Origin of the sequence: Enterobacter sp. JMULE2, assembly GCF_013337145.1 — a bacterium.
Classification (GTDB): domain Bacteria; phylum Pseudomonadota; class Gammaproteobacteria; order Enterobacterales; family Enterobacteriaceae; genus Enterobacter; species Enterobacter mori.
Genome location: NZ_SGWD01000016.1, coordinates 131114 through 154973, shown reverse-complemented (window position 1 = coordinate 154973; position 23860 = coordinate 131114). Strand labels below are relative to the sequence as shown.

Annotated in this window: 17 protein-coding genes and 1 pseudogene; 14 read left to right on the top strand and 4 right to left on the bottom strand. The window is 56.6% G+C overall.

What is annotated here, in order from left to right:
- Positions 1 to 50 precede the first annotated feature (50 nt).
- The 7 genes from hisS to EXW94_RS20725 all read left to right on the top strand — a co-directional run bounded on the left by hisS (position 51) and on the right by EXW94_RS20725 (position 7942).
- Positions 51 to 1325 carry a histidine--tRNA ligase gene (hisS, locus tag EXW94_RS20755; RefSeq protein ID WP_089597811.1) on the top strand — a complete coding sequence of 425 codons (1275 nt, stop codon included), beginning with the start codon at positions 51 to 53 and terminating at the stop codon, positions 1323 to 1325.
- A 13-nt stretch (positions 1326 to 1338) separates the two neighbouring features.
- The gene (locus EXW94_RS20750) at positions 1339 to 1959 is read left to right on the top strand and encodes a YfgM family protein (RefSeq protein ID WP_042718337.1); all 621 of its coding nucleotides are present in this window, start codon (positions 1339 to 1341) and stop codon (positions 1957 to 1959) included.
- 10 nt (positions 1960 to 1969) lie between these two features.
- On the top strand, positions 1970 to 3148 hold the full coding sequence (gene bamB, locus EXW94_RS20745; RefSeq protein WP_174340907.1) for an outer membrane protein assembly factor BamB: 1179 nt from the start codon (positions 1970 to 1972) through the stop codon (positions 3146 to 3148).
- Between the two features lie 112 nt (positions 3149 to 3260).
- Positions 3261 to 4733 carry a ribosome biogenesis GTPase Der gene (gene der / locus EXW94_RS20740; protein ID WP_108416722.1) on the top strand — a complete coding sequence of 491 codons (1473 nt, stop codon included), beginning with the start codon at positions 3261 to 3263 and terminating at the stop codon, positions 4731 to 4733.
- Between the two features lie 299 nt (positions 4734 to 5032).
- The gene (locus tag EXW94_RS20735) at positions 5033 to 6577 is read left to right on the top strand and encodes a peptide MFS transporter (protein ID WP_100165750.1); all 1545 of its coding nucleotides are present in this window, start codon (positions 5033 to 5035) and stop codon (positions 6575 to 6577) included.
- 58 nt (positions 6578 to 6635) lie between these two features.
- Entirely contained in the window at positions 6636 to 7670 is a 1035-nt protein-coding gene (locus EXW94_RS20730; protein ID WP_174340906.1) for a Gfo/Idh/MocA family oxidoreductase, read from the top strand.
- A gap of 50 nt (positions 7671 to 7720) precedes the next feature.
- On the top strand, positions 7721 to 7942 hold the full coding sequence (locus tag EXW94_RS20725) for a zinc ribbon domain-containing protein (RefSeq protein ID WP_174340905.1): 222 nt from the start codon (positions 7721 to 7723) through the stop codon (positions 7940 to 7942).
- Here EXW94_RS20725 and EXW94_RS20720 read toward each other — a convergent pair.
- From EXW94_RS20720 to xseA, 3 genes are read right to left on the bottom strand one after another with little or no spacing between them, the layout of a single operon-like run.
- Positions 7939 to 8289, bottom strand: a complete 351-nt coding sequence (locus EXW94_RS20720) for a protealysin inhibitor emfourin (RefSeq protein ID WP_174340904.1) — start codon at positions 8287 to 8289, stop codon at positions 7939 to 7941. The two genes, EXW94_RS20725 and EXW94_RS20720, sit on opposite strands and share 4 nt — an antisense overlap.
- Positions 8290 to 9309 (bottom strand): M4 family metallopeptidase, encoded by a 1020-nt coding sequence (locus EXW94_RS20715; RefSeq protein WP_174340903.1) that lies wholly within the window; start codon positions 9307 to 9309, stop codon positions 8290 to 8292.
- 58 nt (positions 9310 to 9367) lie between these two features.
- Entirely contained in the window at positions 9368 to 10741 is a 1374-nt protein-coding gene (gene xseA, locus EXW94_RS20710; RefSeq protein ID WP_174340902.1) for an exodeoxyribonuclease VII large subunit, read from the bottom strand.
- A 159-nt stretch (positions 10742 to 10900) separates the two neighbouring features.
- On the opposite strand from xseA, the gene guaB reads away from it, so the two are divergent.
- The 3 genes and pseudogenes from guaB (at position 10901) to EXW94_RS20695 (ending at position 16713) form a co-directional block, all read left to right on the top strand.
- Positions 10901 to 12367 carry an IMP dehydrogenase gene (gene guaB, locus EXW94_RS20705; RefSeq protein WP_010433923.1) on the top strand — a complete coding sequence of 489 codons (1467 nt, stop codon included), beginning with the start codon at positions 10901 to 10903 and terminating at the stop codon, positions 12365 to 12367.
- A gap of 69 nt (positions 12368 to 12436) precedes the next feature.
- Positions 12437 to 14015, top strand: a pseudogene (gene guaA / locus EXW94_RS20700) (glutamine-hydrolyzing GMP synthase).
- A 361-nt stretch (positions 14016 to 14376) separates the two neighbouring features.
- Positions 14377 to 16713, top strand: a complete 2337-nt coding sequence (locus tag EXW94_RS20695) for a YecA family protein (protein ID WP_174340901.1) — start codon at positions 14377 to 14379, stop codon at positions 16711 to 16713.
- A gap of 330 nt (positions 16714 to 17043) precedes the next feature.
- On the opposite strand, the gene EXW94_RS20690 is transcribed toward EXW94_RS20695, so the two are convergent.
- Positions 17044 to 17874 carry a MurR/RpiR family transcriptional regulator gene (locus tag EXW94_RS20690; RefSeq protein WP_045371069.1) on the bottom strand — a complete coding sequence of 277 codons (831 nt, stop codon included), beginning with the start codon at positions 17872 to 17874 and terminating at the stop codon, positions 17044 to 17046.
- Between the two features lie 292 nt (positions 17875 to 18166).
- On the opposite strand from EXW94_RS20690, the gene EXW94_RS20685 reads away from it, so the two are divergent.
- The 4 genes from EXW94_RS20685 to EXW94_RS20670 all read left to right on the top strand — a co-directional run bounded on the left by EXW94_RS20685 (position 18167) and on the right by EXW94_RS20670 (position 23857).
- Complete coding sequence (locus tag EXW94_RS20685; RefSeq protein ID WP_174340900.1) at positions 18167 to 19672, top strand: CoA-acylating methylmalonate-semialdehyde dehydrogenase; 1506 nt, start codon at positions 18167 to 18169, stop codon at positions 19670 to 19672.
- Between the two features lie 11 nt (positions 19673 to 19683).
- Positions 19684 to 21609: a 3D-(3,5/4)-trihydroxycyclohexane-1,2-dione acylhydrolase (decyclizing) gene (gene iolD, locus EXW94_RS20680; protein WP_174340899.1), complete on the top strand. Its 1926-nt coding sequence runs from the start codon at positions 19684 to 19686 to the stop codon at positions 21607 to 21609.
- A 300-nt stretch (positions 21610 to 21909) separates the two neighbouring features.
- The gene (gene iolG / locus EXW94_RS20675) at positions 21910 to 22896 is read left to right on the top strand and encodes an inositol 2-dehydrogenase (RefSeq protein WP_042715811.1); all 987 of its coding nucleotides are present in this window, start codon (positions 21910 to 21912) and stop codon (positions 22894 to 22896) included.
- Between the two features lie 31 nt (positions 22897 to 22927).
- Complete coding sequence (locus EXW94_RS20670; RefSeq protein ID WP_023333011.1) at positions 22928 to 23857, top strand: sugar ABC transporter substrate-binding protein; 930 nt, start codon at positions 22928 to 22930, stop codon at positions 23855 to 23857.
- Positions 23858 to 23860: the final 3 nt, after the last annotated feature.

Below are 23860 nucleotides of genomic sequence, written 5' to 3'. Positions count from 1 at the left end.
TGATTGAACCCATTCTTTGGGTTTTTTTTGTATATAGAAAGAGAATAAACGTGGCAAAAAACATTCAAGCCATCCGCGGCATGAACGATTATCTGCCTGGCGAAACCGCCATCTGGCAGCGCATTGAAGGCACACTGAAGCAGGTGCTCGGCAGCTACGGTTACAGCGAAATCCGTTTGCCGATTGTAGAGCAGACCCCGTTATTCAAACGCGCGATCGGCGAAGTCACCGACGTGGTTGAAAAAGAGATGTATACCTTTGAGGACCGCAACGGTGACAGTCTGACCCTGCGTCCGGAAGGTACGGCGGGCTGCGTACGCGCCGGCATCGAACATGGTCTTCTGTACAATCAGGAGCAGCGCCTGTGGTATATCGGCCCGATGTTCCGCCACGAACGTCCGCAGAAAGGTCGTTATCGCCAGTTTAATCAGCTGGGTGTGGAAGTCTTTGGTCTGCAGGGCCCGGACATTGACGCTGAACTGATTATGCTGACCGCCCGCTGGTGGCGCGCCCTCGGTATCGCCGATCACGTTTCCCTTGAGCTGAACTCTATCGGTTCTCTGGAAGCTCGCGCTAACTACCGCGATGCGCTGGTGGCGTTCCTGGAACAGCATAAAGAGAAGCTGGACGAAGACTGCAAACGTCGCATGTACAGCAACCCGCTGCGCGTTCTGGATTCCAAAAACGCGGATGTTCAGGCACTGCTGAACGATGCGCCTGCGCTGGGTGACTACCTGGATGAAGAATCTCGCGAACACTTCGCGGGCCTGTGCAAGCTGCTTGAAGCAGCAGGCATCGCCTATACCGTGAACCAGCGCCTGGTGCGCGGTCTGGACTACTACAACCGCACCGTGTTTGAGTGGGTAACGACCAGCCTTGGTTCGCAGGGCACCGTATGTGCCGGCGGCCGTTATGATGGCCTGGTTGAGCAACTGGGCGGCCGTGCGGCGCCTGCTGTTGGCTTCGCAATGGGTCTTGAGCGACTTGTTTTGCTGGTTCAGGCAGTTAATCCGGAATTTAAAGCAGATTCCGTTGTCGATATATACCTGGTGGCCTCAGGTGCGGATACGCAGTCTGCGGCGATGCAGCTTGCCGAACGCGTGCGCGATGCGCTGCCGGGCGTTAAGCTGATGACCAACCATGGCGGCGGCAACTTCAAAAAACAGTTTGCTCGTGCCGATAAGTGGGGCGCAAGTATTGCACTGGTGCTGGGTGAGTCCGAAGTGGCTAACGGCGAAGTGGTAGTGAAAGACCTGCGCTCTGGTGAGCAAACAACGGTAACGCAGGACGGCGTTGCGGCGCACTTGCGCACTCTATTGGGCTAAGGAGAAAGACTGCGTGGAAATGTACGAGAACGAACACGACCAGGTCGACGCGATTAAACGCTTCTTTGCTGAAAACGGCAAAGCATTGGTTGTTGGGGTTATTTTGGGTGTAGGTGCGCTGGTAGGCTGGCGCTACTGGAACAACCATCAGGCTGATGCCGCTCGCGGTTCGTCTTTAAGCTACGAAAACACCGTTAGCGCCATTCGTGCCGACCAGCCGCAAACGCTGACGGCAGCGGAGAAATTTGCGGCTGACAACAAAAACACCTACGGCGCGCTGGCCGCGCTGGAAGTGGCTCAGCAGTACGTTGATAAAAACGAACTGGATAAAGCCGCTGCACAACTGTCACAGGGTCTTGCTGCTGCAAGCGATGAAAACCTGAAAGCAGTGATCAACCTGCGTCTGGCACGTATCCAGGTTCAGCAGAAAAAAGTCGATGACGCGCTGAAAACGCTCGATACCATCAAAGGCGACGGTTTTGCTGCCATCGTTGCTGATTTGCGCGGTGAAGCACTACTGAGCAAAGGTGACAAAGCGGGCGCGCGTAAAGCGTGGCAAGCTGGCGTAGATAGCAAAGCTTCACCTGCGCTGAGCGAAATGATGCAGATGAAAATAAATAATTTGTCCGTCTGAGAGGGACCCGATGCAATTGCGTAAATTACTTCTGCCAGGACTGCTTTCTGTTACGTTATTGAGTGGTTGTTCACTGTTCAGTGGCGAAGAAGATGTTGTAAAAATGTCCCCGCTGCCAACGGTTGAAAACCAGTTTACCCCATCCACCGCGTGGGACGTCTCCGTGGGCAGTGGGATTGGCGATTTCTACTCCAACCTGCATCCTGCGTATGCGGACAGCGTTGTCTATGCCGCTGACCGCAAAGGTACCGTGAAAGCGGTGAACGCCGATGACGGGAAAGAAGTCTGGTCTGTTAACCTGGCGGAAAAAGACGGTTGGTTCTCCCGTAAACCTGCGCTGCTTTCCGGCGGCCTGACCGTCGCTGGCGGTCACGTTTACGTGGGAAGCGAAAAAGCGCAGGTTTATGCGCTGAACACCAGCGACGGTTCTGTTGCATGGCAAACGACCGTTGCCGGTGAGTCTCTGTCTCGTCCTGTGGTGAGTGATGGTCTGGTGCTGATCCATACCAGCAACGGCCAGCTGCAGGCGCTGAACGAAGCGGACGGCCTGGTGAAATGGACCGTTAACCTGGATATGCCAGCGCTGTCTCTGCGTGGCGAATCCGCCCCGGCAACGGCTTTCGGTGCTGCGATTGTTGGCGGTGATAACGGTCGTGTGAGCGCGGTACTGATGCAGCAGGGCCAGATGATTTGGCAGCAGCGTATCTCCCAGGCGACCGGTTCAACAGAAATCGACCGTCTGAGCGACGTGGACACCACCCCGGTCATTGTTGACGGTGTTGTTTATACGCTGGCGTATAACGGCAACCTGACCGCGCTGGATCTGCGCAGCGGCCAGATCATGTGGAAACGTGAACTGGGCTCCGTGAATGACTTCATCGTTGACGGTAACCGCATCTATATGGTTGACCAGAACGATCGCCTGCTGGCGCTGAGCACTGAAGGCGGCGTAACGCTGTGGACGCAGAGCGATCTGCTGCACCGCCTGCTGACCGCGCCAGCCCTGTACAACGGCACCTTGGTGGTCGGTGACAGCGAAGGGTATATGCACTGGATCGATCCAGAAAACGGTCGCTTTGTTGCACAGCAAAAAGTTGACGGTTCTGGTTTCCTGACCGATCCGGTAGTCGCTGACGGTAAACTGCTGATTCAGGCAAAAGACGGCACGCTGTACGCGATCACGCGTTAATTACCCGGCGGTTGTAGTATACTAAACGGCTCCTGTTCACTCAGGAGCCGTTTTGACATTTTTAAAAACGCCGCAAAAGCGACGTTTATTTGAATTTTATGAGGCTTCAAACATGGTACCTGTGGTCGCGCTTGTCGGGCGCCCTAACGTTGGAAAATCCACTCTTTTTAACCGTTTAACACGCACCCGTGATGCGCTGGTTGCGGATTTCCCGGGGCTGACGCGTGACCGTAAGTACGGTCGTGCAGAGGTGGAAGGACGCGAGTTCATCTGTATCGATACCGGCGGTATCGACGGCACAGAAGACGGCGTTGAAACCCGCATGGCGGAACAGTCTCTGCTGGCGATTGAAGAAGCAGACGTGGTGCTGTTTATGGTGGATGCGCGCGCTGGCCTGATGCCTGCAGACTCCGCTATTGCCAAACACCTGCGTTCACGCGAAAAGCCGACTTTCCTGGTGGCGAACAAAACTGACGGTATCGATGCCGATCAGGCCGTCGCGGATTTCTGGTCTCTGGGCCTGGGTGAAATCTACCCGATTGCGGCATCGCATGGCCGTGGCGTCACCAGCCTGCTGGAAACCGTGCTGCTGCCGTGGGTTGACGAAGTGAACCCGCCGGAAGAAGTGGACGAAGACGCTGAGTATTGGGCGCAGTTCGAAGAGAGTGAAGAGGGCGAAGAAGAGCCTGAAGACACCTTCAACCCGCAGGACCTGCCGATCAAGCTGGCCATCGTCGGTCGTCCAAACGTAGGTAAGTCTACGCTTACTAACCGTATTCTGGGTGAAGAGCGCGTCGTCGTTTACGACATGCCGGGCACCACACGTGACAGTATCTACATCCCGATGCAGCGCGATGAACGTGAGTTTGTCCTCATCGATACCGCGGGCGTGCGTAAGCGTGGGAAAATCACCGACGTGGTGGAAAAATTCTCCGTTATCAAAACGCTGCAGGCGATTGAAGACGCCAACGTGGTGCTGCTGGTCATCGACGCGCGTGAAGGTATCTCCGATCAGGATCTCTCTCTGCTCGGCTTTATCCTCAATAGTGGGCGCTCACTGGTGATCGTGGTCAACAAGTGGGATGGCCTGAGCAACGAAGTGCGCGAGCAGGTGAAAGAGACCCTCGACTTCCGTCTGGGCTTTATCGACTTTGCGCGCGTGCACTTTATTTCTGCGCTGCACGGCAGCGGCGTGGGTAATCTGTTCGAATCCGTGCGTGAAGCCTACGACAGCTCCACCCGTCGTCAGAGCACCGCGATGCTGACGCGCATCATGAATATGGCAGCAGAAGACCATCAGCCGCCGCTGGTGCGCGGTCGTCGCGTGAAGCTGAAATATGCTCACGCCGGTGGTTATAACCCGCCAATCGTGGTGATCCACGGCAACCAGGTGAAAGACCTGCCGGATTCCTACAAACGCTATCTGATGAACTACTTCCGCAAATCGCTGGACGTGATGGGTACGCCGATCCGTATCCAGTTCAAGGAAGGGGAAAACCCGTTCGCCAACAAGCGTAATACCCTGACGCCAAACCAGATGCGTAAGCGTAAGCGTTTGATTAAGCACATTAAGAAAAGCAAATAAATATTGCCGATCTCACGAAAACCCGCCTCTGTCGCGGGTTTTTTTTCGCGCTTTCACAGCGATTGCTAACCCTGTGTGAAGTCAATCACTATTCACTCCCAACCATCTTTAAATCCAGAAAAGTAGACAATCATCGAATTTTCGTCTTAAAGTCCAGGGTTCAGTACTGGACAAAACTAGCGTCTGGTTATCAAATGGTTAACTAATTTTTCGCCACATGTAAAAAATCGGTCGGATACGTAACTGACCGGCGTACATGCTGGTGTTTACAAGCACGACACATACCTTTCGGGAGAATTATGCAATCCTCTGTTAATCCAAAAGAGAGCCGAACGTTCTTCGGCCATCCGTATCCACTCGGTTCACTGTTCTTCACCGAGATGTGGGAACGTTTCTCGTTTTACGGCATTCGCCCGCTACTGATCCTGTTTATGGCTGCGACCGTTTATGACGGCGGCATGGGGCTGGCGCGTGAAAACGCCTCGGCGATTGTCGGTATCTTTGCCGGTACCATGTACCTGGCTGCGCTGCCGGGCGGCTGGCTGGCCGATAACTGGCTCGGTCAGCAGAGAGCCGTCTGGTACGGTTCGATCCTGATTGCGCTCGGTCACCTGTCGATTGCGCTCTCTGCAATCATGGGCGACAACCTGTTCTTTATCGGCCTGATGTTCATTGTGCTCGGTTCTGGCCTGTTCAAGACCTGTATTTCGGTGATGGTCGGCACCCTGTATAAAAAAGGCGATGCGCGTCGTGACGGCGGTTTCTCGCTGTTTTATATGGGCATCAATATGGGCTCGTTTATCGCACCGCTGATTTCCGGCTGGCTGATTAAAACTCACGGCTGGCACTGGGGCTTTGGTATCGGCGGTATCGGGATGCTGGTGGCGCTGATTATCTTCCGCGTGTTTGCCGTTCCGGCAATGAAACGCTATGACAGCGAAGTCGGTCTCGACTCCACCTGGAACAGCCCGGTGGTGAAGCGCAACGGCGTGGGCGCATGGCTGCTGGCGCTGGCCGTCGGCGTGGCAGTTATCGTGACGCTGATTGCTCAGGGCGTGATTGTGATTAACCCGGTGGCTGTTGCCAGCGTGCTGGTCTACGTGATTGCAGCGTCCGTTGCGCTGTACTTTATCTACCTGTTCCTTTTCGCGGGTCTGAATCGCAAAGAACGCGCCAGGCTGCTGGTCTGCTTTATCCTGCTGGTCTCCGCCGCGTTCTTCTGGTCTGCGTTTGAGCAAAAGCCAACGTCGTTCAACCTGTTTGCCAACGACTACACTAACCGCATGATCGGTGATTTTGAAATCCCGGCGGTGTGGTTCCAGTCGATCAACGCCCTGTTTATTATCCTGCTGGCCCCGGTGTTCAGCTGGGCATGGCCAAAGCTCGCGAGCAAAAACATTCGCCCGAGCAGCATCACCAAGTTTGTTATTGGTATTCTGTGCGCGGCGGCAGGCTTTGGCCTGATGATGCTGGCGGCACAGAACGTGCTGAGCAACGGTGGGGCGGGCGTGTCGCCGTTCTGGCTGGTGGGCAGCATTCTGATGCTCACCCTTGGCGAGCTGTGCCTGAGCCCGATTGGTCTGGCGACCATGACGCTGCTTGCGCCGGAAAGAATGCGTGGTCAGATGATGGGGCTGTGGTTCTGCGCCAGCGCGCTGGGTAACCTGGCTGCAGGCCTGATTGGCGGACACGTGAAGGCCGACCAGTTGGATATGCTGCCGGATCTCTTTGCGCGCTGTTCCGTCGCGCTGCTGATTTGTGCCGCGGTACTGATCGTCCTCATTGTTCCGGTCCGCCGCATGCTGGAAAATGCGCAGACTAAACCGGCAGCTAACGCCTCTTAAACCTCGATCTTGCCGGGGCGGCGTTATGCCCCGGCAATTCACTCAACGAGGTAAGAGCATGCTGTTAGGGTTTGTTGGTCTTGGCGCAGTCGTTGAAACAGCTTACCTGCCCGCAATACGAAAACTTTTTGATACTCCCCCTCACTGTTTAGGCTTTGATATCCAGACCGTAAAACAGCCGGCGGATCTAACGCGCTGCGCCACGCTGTCTGAACTTCTCTCCCAGCCGCTTGATACCCTGTTTATTACCACCTCGTCGCTGCACCATCTTGAGGTGCTTGAACAGGCTCTCGCCTCATCGGTTTCCCGCATCGTGGTTGAAAAACCGATTGTCGCCACGCTTCCCCAAACAGAAAAACTCAACGCGCTGCTGGCGAGCCCCGACGCCGCCTCCCGCGTGCTGGCGCTCGATCACTGGATGGCGCGCATCGAAACGGTGAAGCGGTCGCTGGTTGGCAATGTCTCTGACATCATCAAAATCGACGGTTTTTTGCAGGAGCCGAGCGGATATAACGCCGCAGGGGAGCCCATCGCGCTTAACTTTGCCACGGGTGAGCCGGACGCGCGTACGCTTCGCCACCCTGATGGCGTGATTCTGGATATCGGTACGCACGTGCTGGCGATGCTGCGCGAAACGGTGCGCTATCTGGGCGGGAATGATGAGATGACGTTGCAGGTGGTCACGGCTAAAGACCGCCTGGGGCGCGATATCGCGAAAGGCGACCTGACCACGACGGAAGGCGAAGCGCACCTTCAGGGGAAAATCAGCGGCGTGCCGGTGGATATCTGGCTTAACAAATACGCTGGACCCGCGGGCGGGCAAAAAGGCTTACGGATCTGGTTGCGCGACGGGCGGACCATCAGTTACGACCGGCACGGCGCAGAAGATGTGCTTGAGCTGATAAACGGCGACACGCGACAATGCTGGAACATTCCCGGCACGATCTATGAGCACTGTCTTGCAGAGCATATTCTGGGCGCCAACAGCCTTTTTGAACGGGATCAGCACGAGGTGAGCCGCACGACGCGCCGCAGGATCGAGGAAGTGACGCTGCTGCTGGCGTTACAGCAGCAGCTGCGTGGCCCGCACTGAACGTAACGTGGTAAAATTATTGCAGACCTGAACGCTTTAAAGGAGCCATCATGACGATTACCTGCCCGGAATGCCAGACACCGCTGGAGCCACAGAACGGCGTGGCGCACTGCGAAAGCTGTAATAAGGATATTGCGCTTGAAGCCCGCTGCCCGGAGTGCCATCAGCCACTCCAGGTATTAAAAGCCTGCGGCGCGGTGGACTATTTCTGCCAGAACGGCCACGGTCTTATCTCTAAAAAACGTGTGGAGTTTGTTCGGGCTGAAGGTTAATCGCACACGCAGCCTTCGCCTTTCTGCCACAGTTCGACCAGCGACTTGGGCGCTTCCTGCTCGGGCACCAGCACGATGATATCGGCGTAATGTGCCTGATTTTGCCCGGTCCAGATAATCTGGATGCGGAAATAGCGCTGGTCGCCGCTGCCGGGTGAAGAGGCTTGCCCTGGCGGCTGGCCGCGTGGAAAAGCCTGCTCCAGGATGCTCACCAGGCGCTGGCGCTGGGCCTCATTGAGCGAGGAGAGCGCGATGGTGCGCTGCCCGCTCAGCTTGGGAATAAAAGCGACGCCGCCTTCCCGGGCCAGCTCAACCACGGCGTCATCCGTCAGTTCCGGAACCTGCATTTACAACACTCCCACCTGTTCCCAGGCTTGCTTAATGGCCGCACCAGTGTCGCCGCCGGAGCGTTTCTCTCCGTGCGCGATCGTCAGTTTTGCGAAGGCCTCAAAATCTGCATCCTGCGCCAGATTGCGATCGCAAACCGTGTCGTACCAGGCATAACCCGCTTTTTCCCAGGCGTAGCCGCCGATCGCCGTCGCAGCCAGATAAAATGCCCGGTTGGGGATGCCGGAGTTCAGGTGCACGCCGCCGTTATCCTCGCGTGTTTTAATGAAATCTTTCATGTGCGCAGGCTGCGGGTCTTTGCCGAGCAGAGGATCGTCATAGGCGGTGCCGGGTTCAGACATTGAGCGCAGCCCTTTGCCGTTGATCCCTTTCGCCAGCAGCCCTTCGCCAATCAGCCAGTCAGCGTTATCGGCGGTTTGCTTCAGATGGTACTGTTTGACCAGCGCGCCAAACACGTCTGACAGAGACTCGTTCAGCGCGCCCGACTGTTCAAAATAGATAAGCCCGGCTTCGGTCTCAGTCACACCGTGGCTCAGCTCGTGCGCCACCACGTCGATGGCGATGGTAAAGCGGTTAAATATTTCCCCATCGCCATCGCCGAATACCATCTGCTGACCGTTCCAGAAGGCGTTCTGATATTCCCGGCCGTAATGCACGGTGCCGGTCAAAATAAGCCCTTTATTATCGAGCGAATCACGCTGATATTCTTTCCAGAAGAAATCATGAGTAATACCCAAATAATCGTAGGCTTCATCCACCGCCACATCGCCGTTCGACGGCTGGCCTTCGTAACGCACCTGCGTACCCGGCAGTTCCTGGGTTTGCTTCGCGTCGTAAATATCGCGCTCCAGCTGTCCGGCTTTATTCACGTGCGGCGCGGCGGGTTTGCCGGGCATGTGGGCCATCAGCGTCTGGACGTGGGTTAAGGTCTGACGGGCACAGCGCTGCTGCGGCTCGGAACCGCTTTCGATAATACGACGAAGAATATAAGGGGGAATAACGCTATGAAGATGGGGCATGCTGCTCTCCTTATTAAAAAAGGGAATAGCAGCAGTATAGTAAGTAACCGGCGAAGAATTATCCGGTTTTACGCTGACGCGTCTTTTTCACCGGTTTAATTGATTTCACTTCGCTTTCTACCCAGCCGTCTGAAAGACGTGTCGTCAGCACATCGCCGGTATTTACCTGTTTGGTCTGCTTCAGCACTTTGCCGTCGGTCGCCGTCGTCACGCTATAGCCGCGCGCCAGCGTGGAGAGGGGGCTGACCGCTTCAAGATGGGTTACGGCATTGCCAAAACGTTCGCGGGTGGTGCTCATTCGGGCGCGGACAGTCTCTGCCAGACGATACTCGAGCTGCTGAATCCGCGTTTGCGCGCGATAAATTTTCGGCTGCGGGTTTTGCTGGTTCAGGCGCTGCGTCACGCGCTGCTGGCGCGATACCGTGCGCTTAAGCTGCGCGTCCACCGCAACGCTCATGCGCTGACGCAGACGATCCAGCACGGTCTGCTGGCGCGCCAGACGCAGCTGAGGATGCTGCTGCTGAAGTCGATGATGAAGCTGGGTAAAGCGGCGGGTACGGTTGGCAAGGAAGTAGTCCATCGCCATCTCAAGGCGCTGCTGGCCGTTCTGAATCTGACGCAGCAGTTCCAGCTGGTTGCGGCTCACCACTTCCGCCGCCGCGGACGGCGTAGGCGCGCGCAAATCCGCGACAAAATCGGCTATCGTGACGTCCGTTTCGTGGCCGACGGCGCTCACTACGGGGATAAGGCTTGCAAAGATTGCCCGCGCCACGCGCTCGTCGTTAAAGCTCCACAGATCTTCCAGCGAGCCGCCGCCTCGCCCGACAATTAACACGTCGCACTCCCGGCGCGCGTTCGCCAGCTCAATGGCGCGCACAATCTGGCCCGGAGCATCGTCACCCTGAACGGCGGTCGGATAGATGATGACGGGCAGGGAAGGGTCACGACGCTTCAGCACGTGCAAAATATCGTGCAGTGCTGCACCGGTTTTCGAGGTGATCACCCCAACGCAGTGGGCAGGAGAGGGCAGCGGTTTCTTGAACTGCTGATCGAACAGTCCCTCGGCAGAGAGTTTGGCTTTAAGCTGTTCGTATTTTTGCTGCAGCAAACCTTCACCCGCAGGCTGCATGCTTTCGACGATGATTTGATAATCGCCGCGCGGCTCGTACAGGGTGATATTGGCGCGAACCAGAACCTGCTGGCCGTGCTGAGGGCGGAACGTCACGCGGCGGTTGCTGTTGCGGAACATCGCGCAGCGCACCTGAGCGGTATCGTCTTTCAGCGTAAAATACCAGTGTCCGGAGGAGGGCTGCGTGAAGTTAGAGATCTCACCGCTGATCCAGACCTGCCCCATTTCCTGCTCAAGCAGCAAACGCACCGTCTGATTAAGGCGGCTGACAGTATAAATTGAGGGGGATTGAGAGGATAACATGTGAGCGGGATCAAATTCTAAATCAGCAAGTTATTCAGTCGATAGTAACCTGCTGAGGGGCGATCGCAAGCATTTTTTTCAAAAAAGTGTAGATGCAATCGGTTACGCTCTGTATAATGCCACGGCAATATTTAACCACCCAGGTCAGAGATATTGCCCATGCTACGTATCGCTAAAGAAGCACTGACGTTTGACGACGTCCTCCTCGTTCCCGCTCATTCCACCGTTCTGCCGAATACTGCCGATCTCAGCACGCAGTTGACGAAAACCATTCGCCTGAACATTCCTATGCTCTCTGCGGCAATGGACACCGTGACTGAAGCGCGCCTGGCTATCGCCCTGGCACAGGAAGGTGGCATTGGCTTTATTCACAAAAACATGTCAATCGAACGTCAGGCGGAAGAAGTTCGCCGCGTGAAGAAACATGAATCCGGCATCGTGTCTGACCCACAGACCGTTCTGCCAACCACCACGCTGCACGAAGTGAAGGCCCTGACCGAACGTAACGGCTTCGCCGGTTACCCGGTTGTGACCGAAGAGAACGAACTGGTGGGTATCATCACCGGCCGTGACGTGCGTTTCGTGACTGACCTGAACCAGCCTGTCAGCGTGTACATGACGCCGAAAGAGCGTCTGGTTACCGTTCGCGAAGGTGAAACTCGCGACGTGGTGCTGGCAAAAATGCACGAAAAACGCGTTGAAAAAGCGCTGGTTGTTGACAGCAGCTTCCACCTGCGCGGCATGATCACCGTTAAAGATTTCCAGAAAGCAGAACGTAAGCCTAACGCCTGTAAAGACGAGCATGGCCGTCTGCGCGTCGGCGCTGCGGTTGGCGCAGGTGCCGGTAACGAAGAGCGCGTTGACGCGCTGGTTGCTGCGGGCGTTGACGTTCTGCTGATTGACTCCTCTCACGGCCACTCCGAAGGCGTTCTGCAACGTATTCGTGATACCCGTGCCAAATACCCTGACCTGCAGATCATCGGCGGTAACGTGGCCACTGGCGCAGGCGCTCGCGCGCTGGCTGACGCTGGCTGCAGCGCGGTGAAAGTGGGTATCGGCCCTGGCTCCATCTGTACTACGCGTATCGTGACCGGTGTGGGCGTTCCGCAGATCACCGCCGTGTCTGACGCGGTTGAAGCGCTGGAAGGCACCGGTATTCCGGTTATCGCTGACGGCGGTATCCGCTTCTCTGGCGACATCGCCAAAGCGATCGCCGCGGGTGCCGCTGCCGTAATGGTTGGCTCCATGCTGGCCGGTACCGAAGAATCCCCGGGTGAAATCGAACTCTTCCAGGGCCGTTCTTACAAATCTTACCGCGGCATGGGCTCTCTGGGCGCGATGTCCAAAGGTTCCTCTGACCGTTACTTCCAGACCGATAACGCCGCTGACAAACTGGTGCCAGAAGGTATCGAAGGTCGCGTTGCTTACAAAGGCCGTCTGAAAGAGATCATTCACCAGCAGATGGGCGGCCTGCGCTCCTGTATGGGTCTGACCGGCTGTGGTACCATTGACCTGCTGCGTACCAAAGCGGAATTCGTACGCATCAGCGGTGCGGGTATCCAGGAGAGCCACGTTCACGACGTGACGATCACCAAAGAGTCCCCGAACTATCGTCTGGGCTCCTGATTTTTCTTCGCCCGACCTCGTGTCGGGCGATTTATTTAATCTGTTTCACTTGCCTCGGAATTAGCGTCAATGACGGAAAACATTCATAAACATCGCATTCTCATCCTGGACTTCGGTTCTCAGTACACTCAGCTGGTGGCGCGTCGCGTACGTGAACTGGGCGTTTACTGTGAGCTGTGGGCATGGGATGTCACGGAAGCACAGATTCGCGAATTCAATCCAAGCGGCATCATCCTGTCCGGCGGCCCGGAAAGCACTACCGAAGAGAACAGCCCGCGCGCGCCGCAGTACGTGTTCGAAGCTGGCGTGCCGGTATTCGGCGTTTGCTACGGTATGCAGACCATGGCAATGCAGCTGGGCGGCCACGTAGAAGGCTCTAACGAGCGCGAGTTTGGCTATGCACAGGTAGAAGTCGTCACCGACAGCGCGCTGGTGCGCGGTATCGAAGACTCCCTGACCGCAGACGGCAAACCGCTGCTGGACGTATGGATGAGCCACGGTGACAAAGTTACCGCCATCCCGTCTGACTTCGTGACCGTTGCCAGCACCGAAAGCTGCCCGTTCGCCATCATGGCGAACGAAGAAAAACGCTTCTACGGCGTGCAGTTCCACCCGGAAGTGACTCACACCCGTCAGGGTATGCGCATGCTGGAGCGCTTCGTGCGTGACATCTGCCAGTGTGAAGCCCTGTGGACCCCGGCTAAAATCATCGACGACGCCGTTGAGCGTATCCGCCAGCAGGTTGGCAATGACAAAGTGATCCTCGGCCTTTCTGGCGGCGTGGACTCCTCCGTAACCGCGATGCTGCTGCACCGCGCCATCGGCAAAAACCTGACCTGCGTCTTCGTGGACAACGGTCTGCTGCGTCTGAACGAAGCCCAGCAGGTTATGGACATGTTCGGCGACCACTTTGGTCTGAACATCGTTCACGTGGAAGGCGAAAAACGCTTCCTGGACGCGCTGAAAGGCGAGAACGATCCAGAAGCCAAGCGTAAAATCATCGGCCGCGTGTTCGTAGAAGTGTTCGACGAAGAAGCGCTGAAGCTGGAAGACGTGAAATGGCTGGCGCAGGGCACCATCTACCCTGACGTTATCGAATCCGCTGCCTCAGCAACCGGTAAAGCACACGTCATCAAATCTCACCACAACGTGGGCGGCCTGCCGAAAGAGATGAAGATGGGGCTGGTTGAACCGCTGCGCGAGCTGTTCAAAGACGAAGTGCGTAAGATCGGTCTGGAACTGGGTCTGCCGTACGACATGCTCTACCGTCACCCGTTCCCGGGGCCGGGTCTGGGCGTGCGCGTGCTGGGCGAAGTGAAGAAAGAGTACTGCGACCTGCTGCGTCGTGCGGACGCTATCTTCATCGAAGAGCTGCACAAAGCTGACCTGTACAACAAAGTGAGCCAGGCGTTCACCGTGTTCCTGCCGGTTCGTTCCGTCGGTGTGATGGGCGATGGCCGTAAGTACGACTGGGTTGTTTCCCTGCGTGCGGTGGAAACCATCGACTTCATGACCGCGCACTGGGCGCACCTGCCGTATGACTTCCTGGGGCCGCGTGTCTAACCGCATCATCAACGAAGTGAACGGTATTTCCCGCGTCGTGTATGACATCAGCGGTAAGCCACCGGCTACGATTGAGTGGGAATGATTTAACGTCTGGCAACAGCTAGCACGTATAAGCAGTAAAACACCTCTAAGCCCGCGTAATTGCGGGCTTTTTTGTTTTCATGTCTGGCAATTTCTGGCAGCAGTTAGCAACGGGAAGCAGGTCGCTCCATCTAAATACGTACCGGTCAGCGCTTACCCTGAATCGCCACGGATAATCCCTACAAAAATTATCCATTACAGTCAGTGCTCGAAACCTCTACGTAACCAGATTAAGGACGATATATAAAAAAGCTGATTATCGTGAACAGTGTAAAGCCAAGATGTAGAACTGAGCTGATATGATTGACGAGTGGGCATAATAGAGCTCGAAAGATCAGTAGTTCAAAACAGGGTGAAAAAGAATGAATATGGAAGAAGATCGAAAAAGAGGCGCTGCTTCTTTATTGAAGGATATGGAATTCACTTCTGCCCGAATGCGCGAGTTGATTGTCAAAATGCCTCCGCATGATTTGCTCGGGTACATTTACGCTCAGCACATGATGAAAATAATGGGAAACCAAATTGAGGGCGAAAAGCAAGTTCAAGAGGATGGTCCCGATGACGTGTTTAATGAAACCCAGTTCTTACTTGAGTATGTTCACGCTGTTCTGGCATCTGATGCCTCACCTGCGGAGATGGAATTAGACGAAGCACGGTGCGCTGAGCTGTTTGAACTTAGCCGAAAACTAAGAGAACAGGCCATATTCTTTGCTATGGTCACTTCCGTTGGTACAAAAGATGGCACCTTTGGACCTAACACGGCCGACATTGAGTTCCGTGCGAAATCCACGTGGGTCTTGATCCGTGGAAATCGTTATCAAGTTTTGGAAGGCGAGTTTTATCGATACGTTTTGGCACCTCACAATGATGTTTTGGAGGAGGTGTATGGTGTTGGTGCAACCGATATTGCAGAAGGCTTTCAGGCTATGGCCGACGCCACTCGTACCGGGCACGCGAACGCAATTATGGAGATGAAGAAGCAGTTTGAGGCGGCAAAGGCCTTTTCGATAGAGCAAGGTAAGTCTATGGAAGATGCTATGGAGTCATGGGTTGCTGAACATGAGGAGCAGTCCAAAGCGGCACGAGGGGCGATGGAGGATATGCTTCGCGGTGGTATTGCCAATGTAAGCCGTCACACGGAGTTGCCACCGACATTGTTAGCAGACTTGTCATACCAGCGAGGAGAAGACACTGAGTTCTTCGCCGCGGGTGATTTTAAGGGGACACCCTTTCGGACACTGCCAGCACGTAAGAAACCTCTAATTCAGCTTGGGTCGGACTACTACGCAGTAGATCCCTGTTTTGCTCGCGATGCGGGGTATCGTGCGCTCCTATTTAACCTCCTTCAGCGAAAGCCGGATTACAATAAGGCCTTTAAAGATCGGCAGAAAATGATGAGCGAAGCAGCCTTTGCCGACATTCTCTATGCCCAGCTTCCGGGAGCCACAGTTCTCCAGGAGGTTTACTACAAGGATCCTGACAGTAAGCAGTGGTCCGAAAACGATACTCTAATCCTGGTCGATGATGTGCTGTTACTAGTTGAGGCTAAGGCTGGTGCAGCTGCCACCATTGCATCACCGGCGCTTGATTTTGGCCGCCATGCTCAATCAGTGCAGGACTTAGTACTCAAGGCATATAAACAATGTGCGCGCTTCTTCAATTATATGAATTCGGCGGATGAAGTGTCCCTCTATCACCTCGTGGATGGCAAATACGAAGAGTGTTGCCGTGTGCGTCGCTCTGACTACCGGGTGATGGTTCCTATCGGTTTAACCGTCGAGTCGTTCGCGCCTTTTTCCACGTATTGTAAGGAGCTACCGCAGGTTGAGCCTCTACTTGGAAAGTATGCTTTTATTTCACTGTCCATCGACGATTTGTTTGTGCTCAAGCGACTCCTACCCACGCCTGGCGAGTTCATGCACTACATGGAAGTGCGGCAAGCTGTGGCTGGGATACGTGGAGCTCATCTCTTCGACGAGTTCGATCACTTGGGTGCTTATCTTAAGAAGAATCGTTTCGATCAGGATATTATCGAGCAGCTGAAGGAAGAGAAAGCGAACATGCTTGTCTGGGATGGCATGAGTGACATCGTTGACAGGACCTTCGAAGGTGAAGAGTGGGAAAATAAACCGTTCCCAAGTCAGAAGTTCCCGGAGGAGGTTCTGAAGCTGCTTGGAGCACTCGATAGCACCCGAGCTAGCGGCTGGCTTTCAGCAGAGAGTCATATCCGTGACCTAGGAGAGCAAGGTCGGAATAATCTGGCCAAGATGCTGACCGATCTTCGCAAGACACTGATTCAGCATCCTGTTCGTTACTTTGTTCTGGGCAGGGACGGTGTGCCGCTCTTCGTGTGGCTTCAACGGCATGGCCATCCAATTGACTGGACTAAGGTGAACAATAAGGCCAGCGCAGGTGCGTTGAGCGTCAAGGCTACTAACATCATTGGCGTGGTGGCTGAAGTAAGTGCCGATGGTACTTATGTCCAGGCGCGGTCTTTCAAAGTTTACATACCGACAGAGCAAACGGCAGAAAACGTCCACATTTATGAAGACGCGGCGAGAATGACCAATCCTTCACGTACGGTCAATCTCCAACAGGAAAAACAAGCCCCCCTTGGTCGCAAGAGCAAAAAGATTGGCCGTAATGTCCCTTGTCCATGCGGTAGTGGCATGAAATACAAGAGATGTCATGGTCGGTAAAATGTGCCAGCACGGGTGGCTAGAATCTGCTAAGGAGTTCAAATGGATGTTGTGCATATATTGTGTAAGTGGCTGATTTTTTTATGTTTAATTAATGATTGAACTCATGTTATGCGAGAGTCTTCTCAGCATGATCCTGAGCTGAATAAACGTCGATGAGCAGAAAAAAAAAAAATCTCCGCATGGTATAGGTTATGGTATCGAGAAAGATATGCTTTGTAACTAACTGTTATTTAAATTTATTTTACTTTCATTGATAATTGAGTGGGAATAATCCCCGTCTGAATTAACACCCAAACCCTCTGCCTGTGCAGGGGGTTTTTTATTTCCTTACTTCCCGCCACCCAACCGATACGCCAGCGCCACCACCAGCGACTGCACCAGGCACAGCGTCGCCGACTGAGACCGGAACGCGTCCACCTGCGCCTCTTTCACCACAAAGCAGAGATCGCTGAACGTCGCCAGCGGGCTAATCTGGCTGTCCGTAATCACAATCTGCCGCGCGCCGACGCTGGCGGCGGTTTCGCTGACCATCACCGTCTCTTCCGCGTACGGCGAGAAGCTGATCGACACCACGATGTCGCGCGCCTTAATGCGGCTGATCTGCTCGCGCAGCATGCCGCCCATGCCGTCGAGTAGGATAGGGCGACATTCGAGGTGGCTCAGGGCGTAGGTGAGATACGCGGCGACGCTAAAGGAGCGGCGCAGTCCGGCAATGTAGATGGTGTCGGCGTCGGCCAGCAGCTGTACCGCGCGCTCCAGCATCTCCGGTTCGGCGCGGGCGGCCAGCTGCTGTAGCGCCTGCGCGTTTGAACGGGCAAACTCCTGCAGGATATCGAGCGGCGTTTCCGGCACGGCCTCGCTCTCCATCTCGCGGAACAGCCTGGCGCGGTCGCTGTAGCTGGCGGTCTCCTCCACCAGGTTCATGCGAAACAGCTGTTTCATTTCGTTGAAGCCGGTGAAGTCAAAGGCGTTGGCAAAGCGGATCAGCGTCGAGGGCGGCACGTCGGCGCGCTCGGCAATAACGGCAACCGTATCAAAGGCCACGCTGTTGGTGTTATCCAGCACGTAGCGGGAGACCTGCTGCAGTCTCTTGCTCAGGCTATCGTAGCGATCGCGGATTTGCTGCTGCAGTTCGTTCAGGCTGGTTGCTGTCGTCATCTTATCCCCCAAATACAGTCTTATGATTCTAAACGCAAAACCGCGTCTTTTAAATGTCGGCCATCCATCTGGCAGCAAAAATGAAACAGAAACTTCAGTCATTTCCTCGCCCGAAATTCCTTAATAGCGCACGCGGCGTCAGTGTTGTTGGCTGTTAACATAAAAATCCATCCTTGATCACAATAATCATCATTTATTTTATTTCAACTTAAAATGGAATATTTGTTTCATATATAGTGTTCAGTACACAGTGTTCAGGTCACAGTCACGTATCAACAGCGAGAGGTTAAGGATGGAGACGGTAGCGAATTTTATTCACGGCGAATGTGTCACCGGTTCAGGCCAGCGCGTTCAGGCGATCTTCAACCCGGCCACCGGCGAGCAGATCCGCCAGGTGGTGATGAGTACGGCGCAGGAAACCGAACAGGCGATTGCCGCCGCGCAGCAGGCGTTTCCGGCGTGGGCGCGCCATGCTCCGCTTAAGCGCGCGCGCGTGATGTTCCGCTTCAAGGCGCTGCTGGAAGAGAATATGGATCGCCTGGCCCGCATCATCAGCGAAGAGCACGGCAAGGTCTTCTCCGACGCGGTGGGCGAACTGACGCGCGGCCTGGAAGTGGTGGAGTTTGCCTGCGGCATCCCGCACCTGCAAAAGGGCGAACACTCGGCGAACGTCGGTACCGGCGTCGACAGCCACTCGCTGATGCAGCCGCTCGGCGTTTGCGTCGGGATCACGCCGTTTAACTTCCCGGCGATGGTGCCAATGTGGATGTTCCCGATTGCGCTGGCGACCGGCAACACCTTCGTGCTGAAGCCGTCGGAAAAAGATCCTTCGCTCGCGCTGGCGCTCGCGCAGCTGCTGAAAGAGGCTGGCCTGCCCGACGGCGTGTTCAACGTGGTGCAGGGCGATAAGGAGTCCGTTGACGTGCTCCTGACCGACCCGCGCGTGCAGGCGGTGAGCTTTGTCGGCTCCACGCCGATTGCGGAATACATTTACCAGACCGCGTCCGCCCTCGGCAAGCGCTGTCAGGCGCTGGGCGGTGCGAAAAACCACTGCATTTTAATGCCGGACGCTGATATGGAGATGGCGACCAACGCCATCATGGGCGCGGCCTACGGCGCGGCGGGCGAGCGCTGCATGGCGCTCTCGGTGGTGCTGGCGGTGGGGGATAAAACTGCCGATGACCTCTGCGCCCGGCTGGAAAAACAGATTGCCGCGCTGCGCGTCGGGCCGGGCCTGGACCAGTCGCCGGAAAACGAAATGGGGCCGCTTATCTCCTCCGCGCACCGCAGCAAGGTGCTGGGCTATATCGACAGCGGGGAAGCGCAGGGAGCGAAACTTCGCGTGGACGGTCGCGGCTTCAGCGTGAAGGGCCACGAGCAGGGCTACTTCGTCGGGCCGACGCTGTTCGATAACGTCACCCCGGAGATGACCATCTATAAAGAAGAAATTTTCGGCCCGGTGCTTTCTGTGGTGCGCGTAGCAGATTACGCCAGCGCGGTGGATCTGATTAACCGCCATGAATATGGTAATGGCTCGGCGATCTTCACCCGCGACGGCGGCTGCGCGCGCCGCTTCTGCGAAGAGGTGCAGGCGGGCATGGTGGGCGTTAACGTGCCGATCCCGGTGCCGATGGCGTTCCACAGCTTCGGCGGCTGGAAGCGCTCTATTTTTGGCGCGCTCAACGTCCACGGCAGCGACGGCGTGCGCTTCTACACCCGAATGAAAACCATCACCGCACGCTGGCCGGAAATGCAGCAGGAGACAGGCGCTGCGTTCTCCATGCCAACGCTGGGCTGACAGGAGGTTTTATGCAAACCGAACGTATGACCATGGCCCAGGCGCTGGTCCGGTTCCTGAATCAACAGTACGTCAGCGTGGATGGCAACGAAACGCCCTTCGTGGAGGGCGTCGCCACCATCTTTGGGCACGGCAACGTGCTAGGTATCGGCCAGGCGCTGGAGCAGGATCCGGGCCATCTGCAGGTGATGCAGGGCTGCAACGAGCAGGGTATCGCCCATATGGCGACGGGATTCGCCAAACAGCACCGCCGTCAGCGCATTTTTGCCGTCACCTCCTCCGTCGGGCCGGGTGCCGCCAATATGGTAACCGCCGCGGCCACCGCCACGGCGAACCGTATCCCGCTGCTGCTGCTGCCGGGCGATATTTACGCCAGCCGCCAGCCGGACCCGGTGCTGCAGCAGATCGAGCAGTATCACGATCTCAGCATCAGCACCAACGACTGCTTCCGTCCGGTCTCCCGCTACTGGGACCGGATTAACCGCCCCGAGCAACTGATGAGCGCGATGCTAAGCGCGATGCGAACGCTTACTGACCCCGCGAATACCGGCGCGGTGACCATTTGCCTGCCGCAGGACGTGCAGGGAGAAGCCTGGGATTACCCGCTGAGCTTCTTCGCGCGTCGCGTGCACCACATCGAGCGCCGTCCGCCCGATCCGCAGCGTCTGGCGCAAGCGCGGGCGCTGATCGCTCGCAAGCGTCGTCCGCTGGTGGTGTGCGGCGGCGGCGTGCGCTATTCCGGCGCGCATGAGGCATTTCGCGAATTTGTCGAGACGCTGCAGCTGCCGTTTGCCGAAACCCAGGCCGGAAAGGGGGCGCTGGTAAGTGACCACCCACTTAACCTTGGCGGCGTAGGGGTGACGGGCGGGATGGCCGCCAACCAGCTCGCGCCACAGGCTGACTTAGTGATTGGCGTCGGCACGCGCCTGACCGACTTTACTACCGGCTCCAAGGCGCTCTTTTCCCACCCGGACGTCGAATTCCTGCTGCTGAACGTGGCCGAGTTTGACGCCCTGAAGCTGGACGCCACCGCGCTGATTGCCGATGCCCAAACCGGGCTCCAGGCATTGACCCACGCGCTCGGGGATTATCGCAGCGGCTGGGGAGAGGCGATCGCTGAGGCGAAGTCCGCCTGGCGCGACGAGTGCCGTCGCCTGTGGGATCGCCAGTGGCGTCCTGACGACGCGCCCGAAGTGGCGGGGCACCTGGATGCGCAGCTGGCGGAATACGGCGAGACGCTCAACACCCGCCTGACCCAGACGCGGGTGCTGGGGCTGATCAACCAGCATATTGAAGATAACGCCATCGTGGTGGGCGCGGCCGGTTCGCTGCCGGGCGATTTACAGCGCCTCTGGCAGGTCAAAACGCCGGACAGCTATCACCTGGAGTACGGCTACTCCTGCATGGGCTACGAGATTGCGGCGGCCATCGGCGCGAAGCTCGCCCGACCCGAACAGCCGGTGTACGCCATGGTGGGGGATGGCTCCTACATGATGCTGCACTCCGAGCTGCAAACCGCGGTGCAGGAGGGGATTAAGGTCACCGTTCTGCTGTTTGATAACGCCAGCTTCGGCTGCATTAACAACCTGCAGATGGGGCACGGCATGGGCAGCTTTGGCACGGAAAACCGTCGGCGCAACCCGGAAACCGGGCGGCTTGACGGGCCGTTGGTGAAGGTCGACTTTGCGCAAAACGCACAAAGCTACGGCTGCCGCGCGTGGCGGGTGAACGATGAGAAAAGCCTGCTGGCGGCGCTGGAGGAGTCACGCGCGCATCCGGGCCCCACGCTGTTGGACATCAAGGTATTGCCGAAGACCATGACCCACGATTACGCCTCATGGTGGCGAACCGGTGATGCGCAGGTGGCAGAGTCGTCTGCCGTGCGTGAGGCCGCTGAGCAAACCCAGGCGCAGGTGAAAAAAGCTCGCCAGTATTGAGTTTTCCTGCCGTAACGAAATTTTCATTTCATTTCCCCTCACCCTAACCCTCTCCCCAAAGGGGAGAGGGGATGGTTAGGTGCGGCCTTTTCTCCCTCGCCCCTTTGGGGAGAGGGCCGGGGTGAGGGGCGCTTCTGTACTTCCTCCCATGTTGTGAGATTGATAACAAAATTTATCTCATTCATCTCAAAAGTGTTAACCCGCACTCAAAAATATAATTTTCACTATTTATAAAAATGAAATAAATGTTTTATTTATAGAGTCGTTAGTTCACAGCATTCACCAACACCGGGAGCCGTTATGTTTAACATTGCTTTACTGGGCGCTGGCCGAATTGGCCAGGTACATGCAGCTAACATCGCCAGCCACGGCGCGACCACGCTCTGGTCCGTGGTTGACCCGAATCAGGAATTTGCCACCCGTCTCGCCGCGCAGTATCAGGCCCGCCAGCAGAGCCTGGATGAGGCGATGACCGACCCTAACGTTCACGCCGTGCTGATCGCCTCCGCGACCGATACCCACGCGGACCTCATTGAAATGGCCGCCCGCCACGGCAAGGCCATCTTCTGTGAAAAGCCGGTACACCTCGACCTCGCCCGCGTGCGCGACTGCCTGAAAGTGGTTAAAGAGTACGACGTGCCGCTTTTCATCGGCTTTAACCGCCGCTTTGACCCGCAGTTCCGCCGCGTGAAAACCGATGCCCAGGCCGGTCGCATCGGCAAACCGGAATCGCTGCTCATCATCTCCCGCGACCCGTCTCCGCCGCCTGCTGAGTACGTACGCGTTTCCGGCGGCATGTTCCGCGATATGACCATTCATGACTTTGACATGGCGCGCTTCATCATGGGCGAAGAGCCGGTGTCGGTGTATGCCCAGGGCAGTAATCTGGTGGATCCGGCGATTGGCGAGGCGGGGGATATCGATACCGCGTTTATCGTTCTGAAATATGCCTCCGGCGCGATGGCGACCATCGTTAACAGCCGCCGTTCATCTTACGGCTACGACCAGCGCCTGGAGTTGCACGGCTCCGAAGGGCTGCTGTGCGCGGGCAACATCCTTGAAAACCAGGTGCAGCACTACGGCAAACAGGGCTGCACCAGCGCGCTGCCGGAACATTTCTTCCTGCAGCGCTACAAATCCGCTTACGCCGCGGAATGGGAACACTTTGTTGCGGTCCTGCGCGGCGAAGCGGTGCCTGACTGCAGCGGCGATGATGGTGAACGTGCGCTGTACCTTGCGGATAAAGCGCTGGAGTCACTGCGCAGCCAGCGCGAGATCGTCCTCTAAACACAACAACCCTACACAGAGAGACATAATAATGAAAAAACTGATCGTAGCCGCCCTCATCGCCATGACGTCCGGGGCCGCCCTCGCCGAAAACGAGCAAATTGTTTTCAGTACGCCAAACCTGGCCATGCCGTTTGAAGTTCACATGCAGCGCACGGCGGTGAAGGCCGCAAAAGAGATGGGCGTGAAGCTTCAGGTGCTGGACGGGCAGGGCAGCTCGCCAAAACAGGTGGCTGACCTGGAAAACGCCATCACTCGCGGGGCGCAGGGCTTTATCGTCTCCCCGAACGACGTGAACGCGGTCTCCAGCGCGGTGGATGAAATTCAGGATGCGAAACTGCCGATCGTCACCCTCGACCGCTCCGTCGATAGCCAGAAGAAAGTGCCTCATTTCGGTGCCAACAACTACAAGGGCGGCCAGGCGGTTGGCGACTTCGTTAAAACCAAATTCCCCAACGGCGCGGACATCATTCTCCTTACCGGTCAGCCGGGCTCCTCTTCCAATATTGAACGCACCAAAGGGATCCGCGACAGCCTGAAGGCGGGCGGGGATAAATACAAGATCGTCGCCGATCAGACCGGCAACTGGATGCGTTCGGAAGGGATGCGCATTGTTGAAAGCGTTCTCCCTTCGCTGCCGAAGCGCCCGCAGGTGATCCTCTCCGCCAACGACGATATGGCGCTGGGCGCGATTGAAGCGCTGCAGAGCCAGGGCGTGAAGCCGGGCGAGATCCTCGTGACCGGCTTCGATGCGGTGCCGGAAGCGTTGGCCCGCGTGCGCGACGGCTGGCTGGCGGTGACGGCGGATCAGCGCCCGGGCTTTGCGGTGCAGACGGCGATGAGCCAGCTGGTGGCCAACGTGCGCGAGAAGAAAGCCATCACCGGGGCCGACTACCCGCCGACGCTGATCACCAAAGAGAACCTGCAGCAGGCTGAGCGTATCGGTGAGGCCGGTAACTAATAT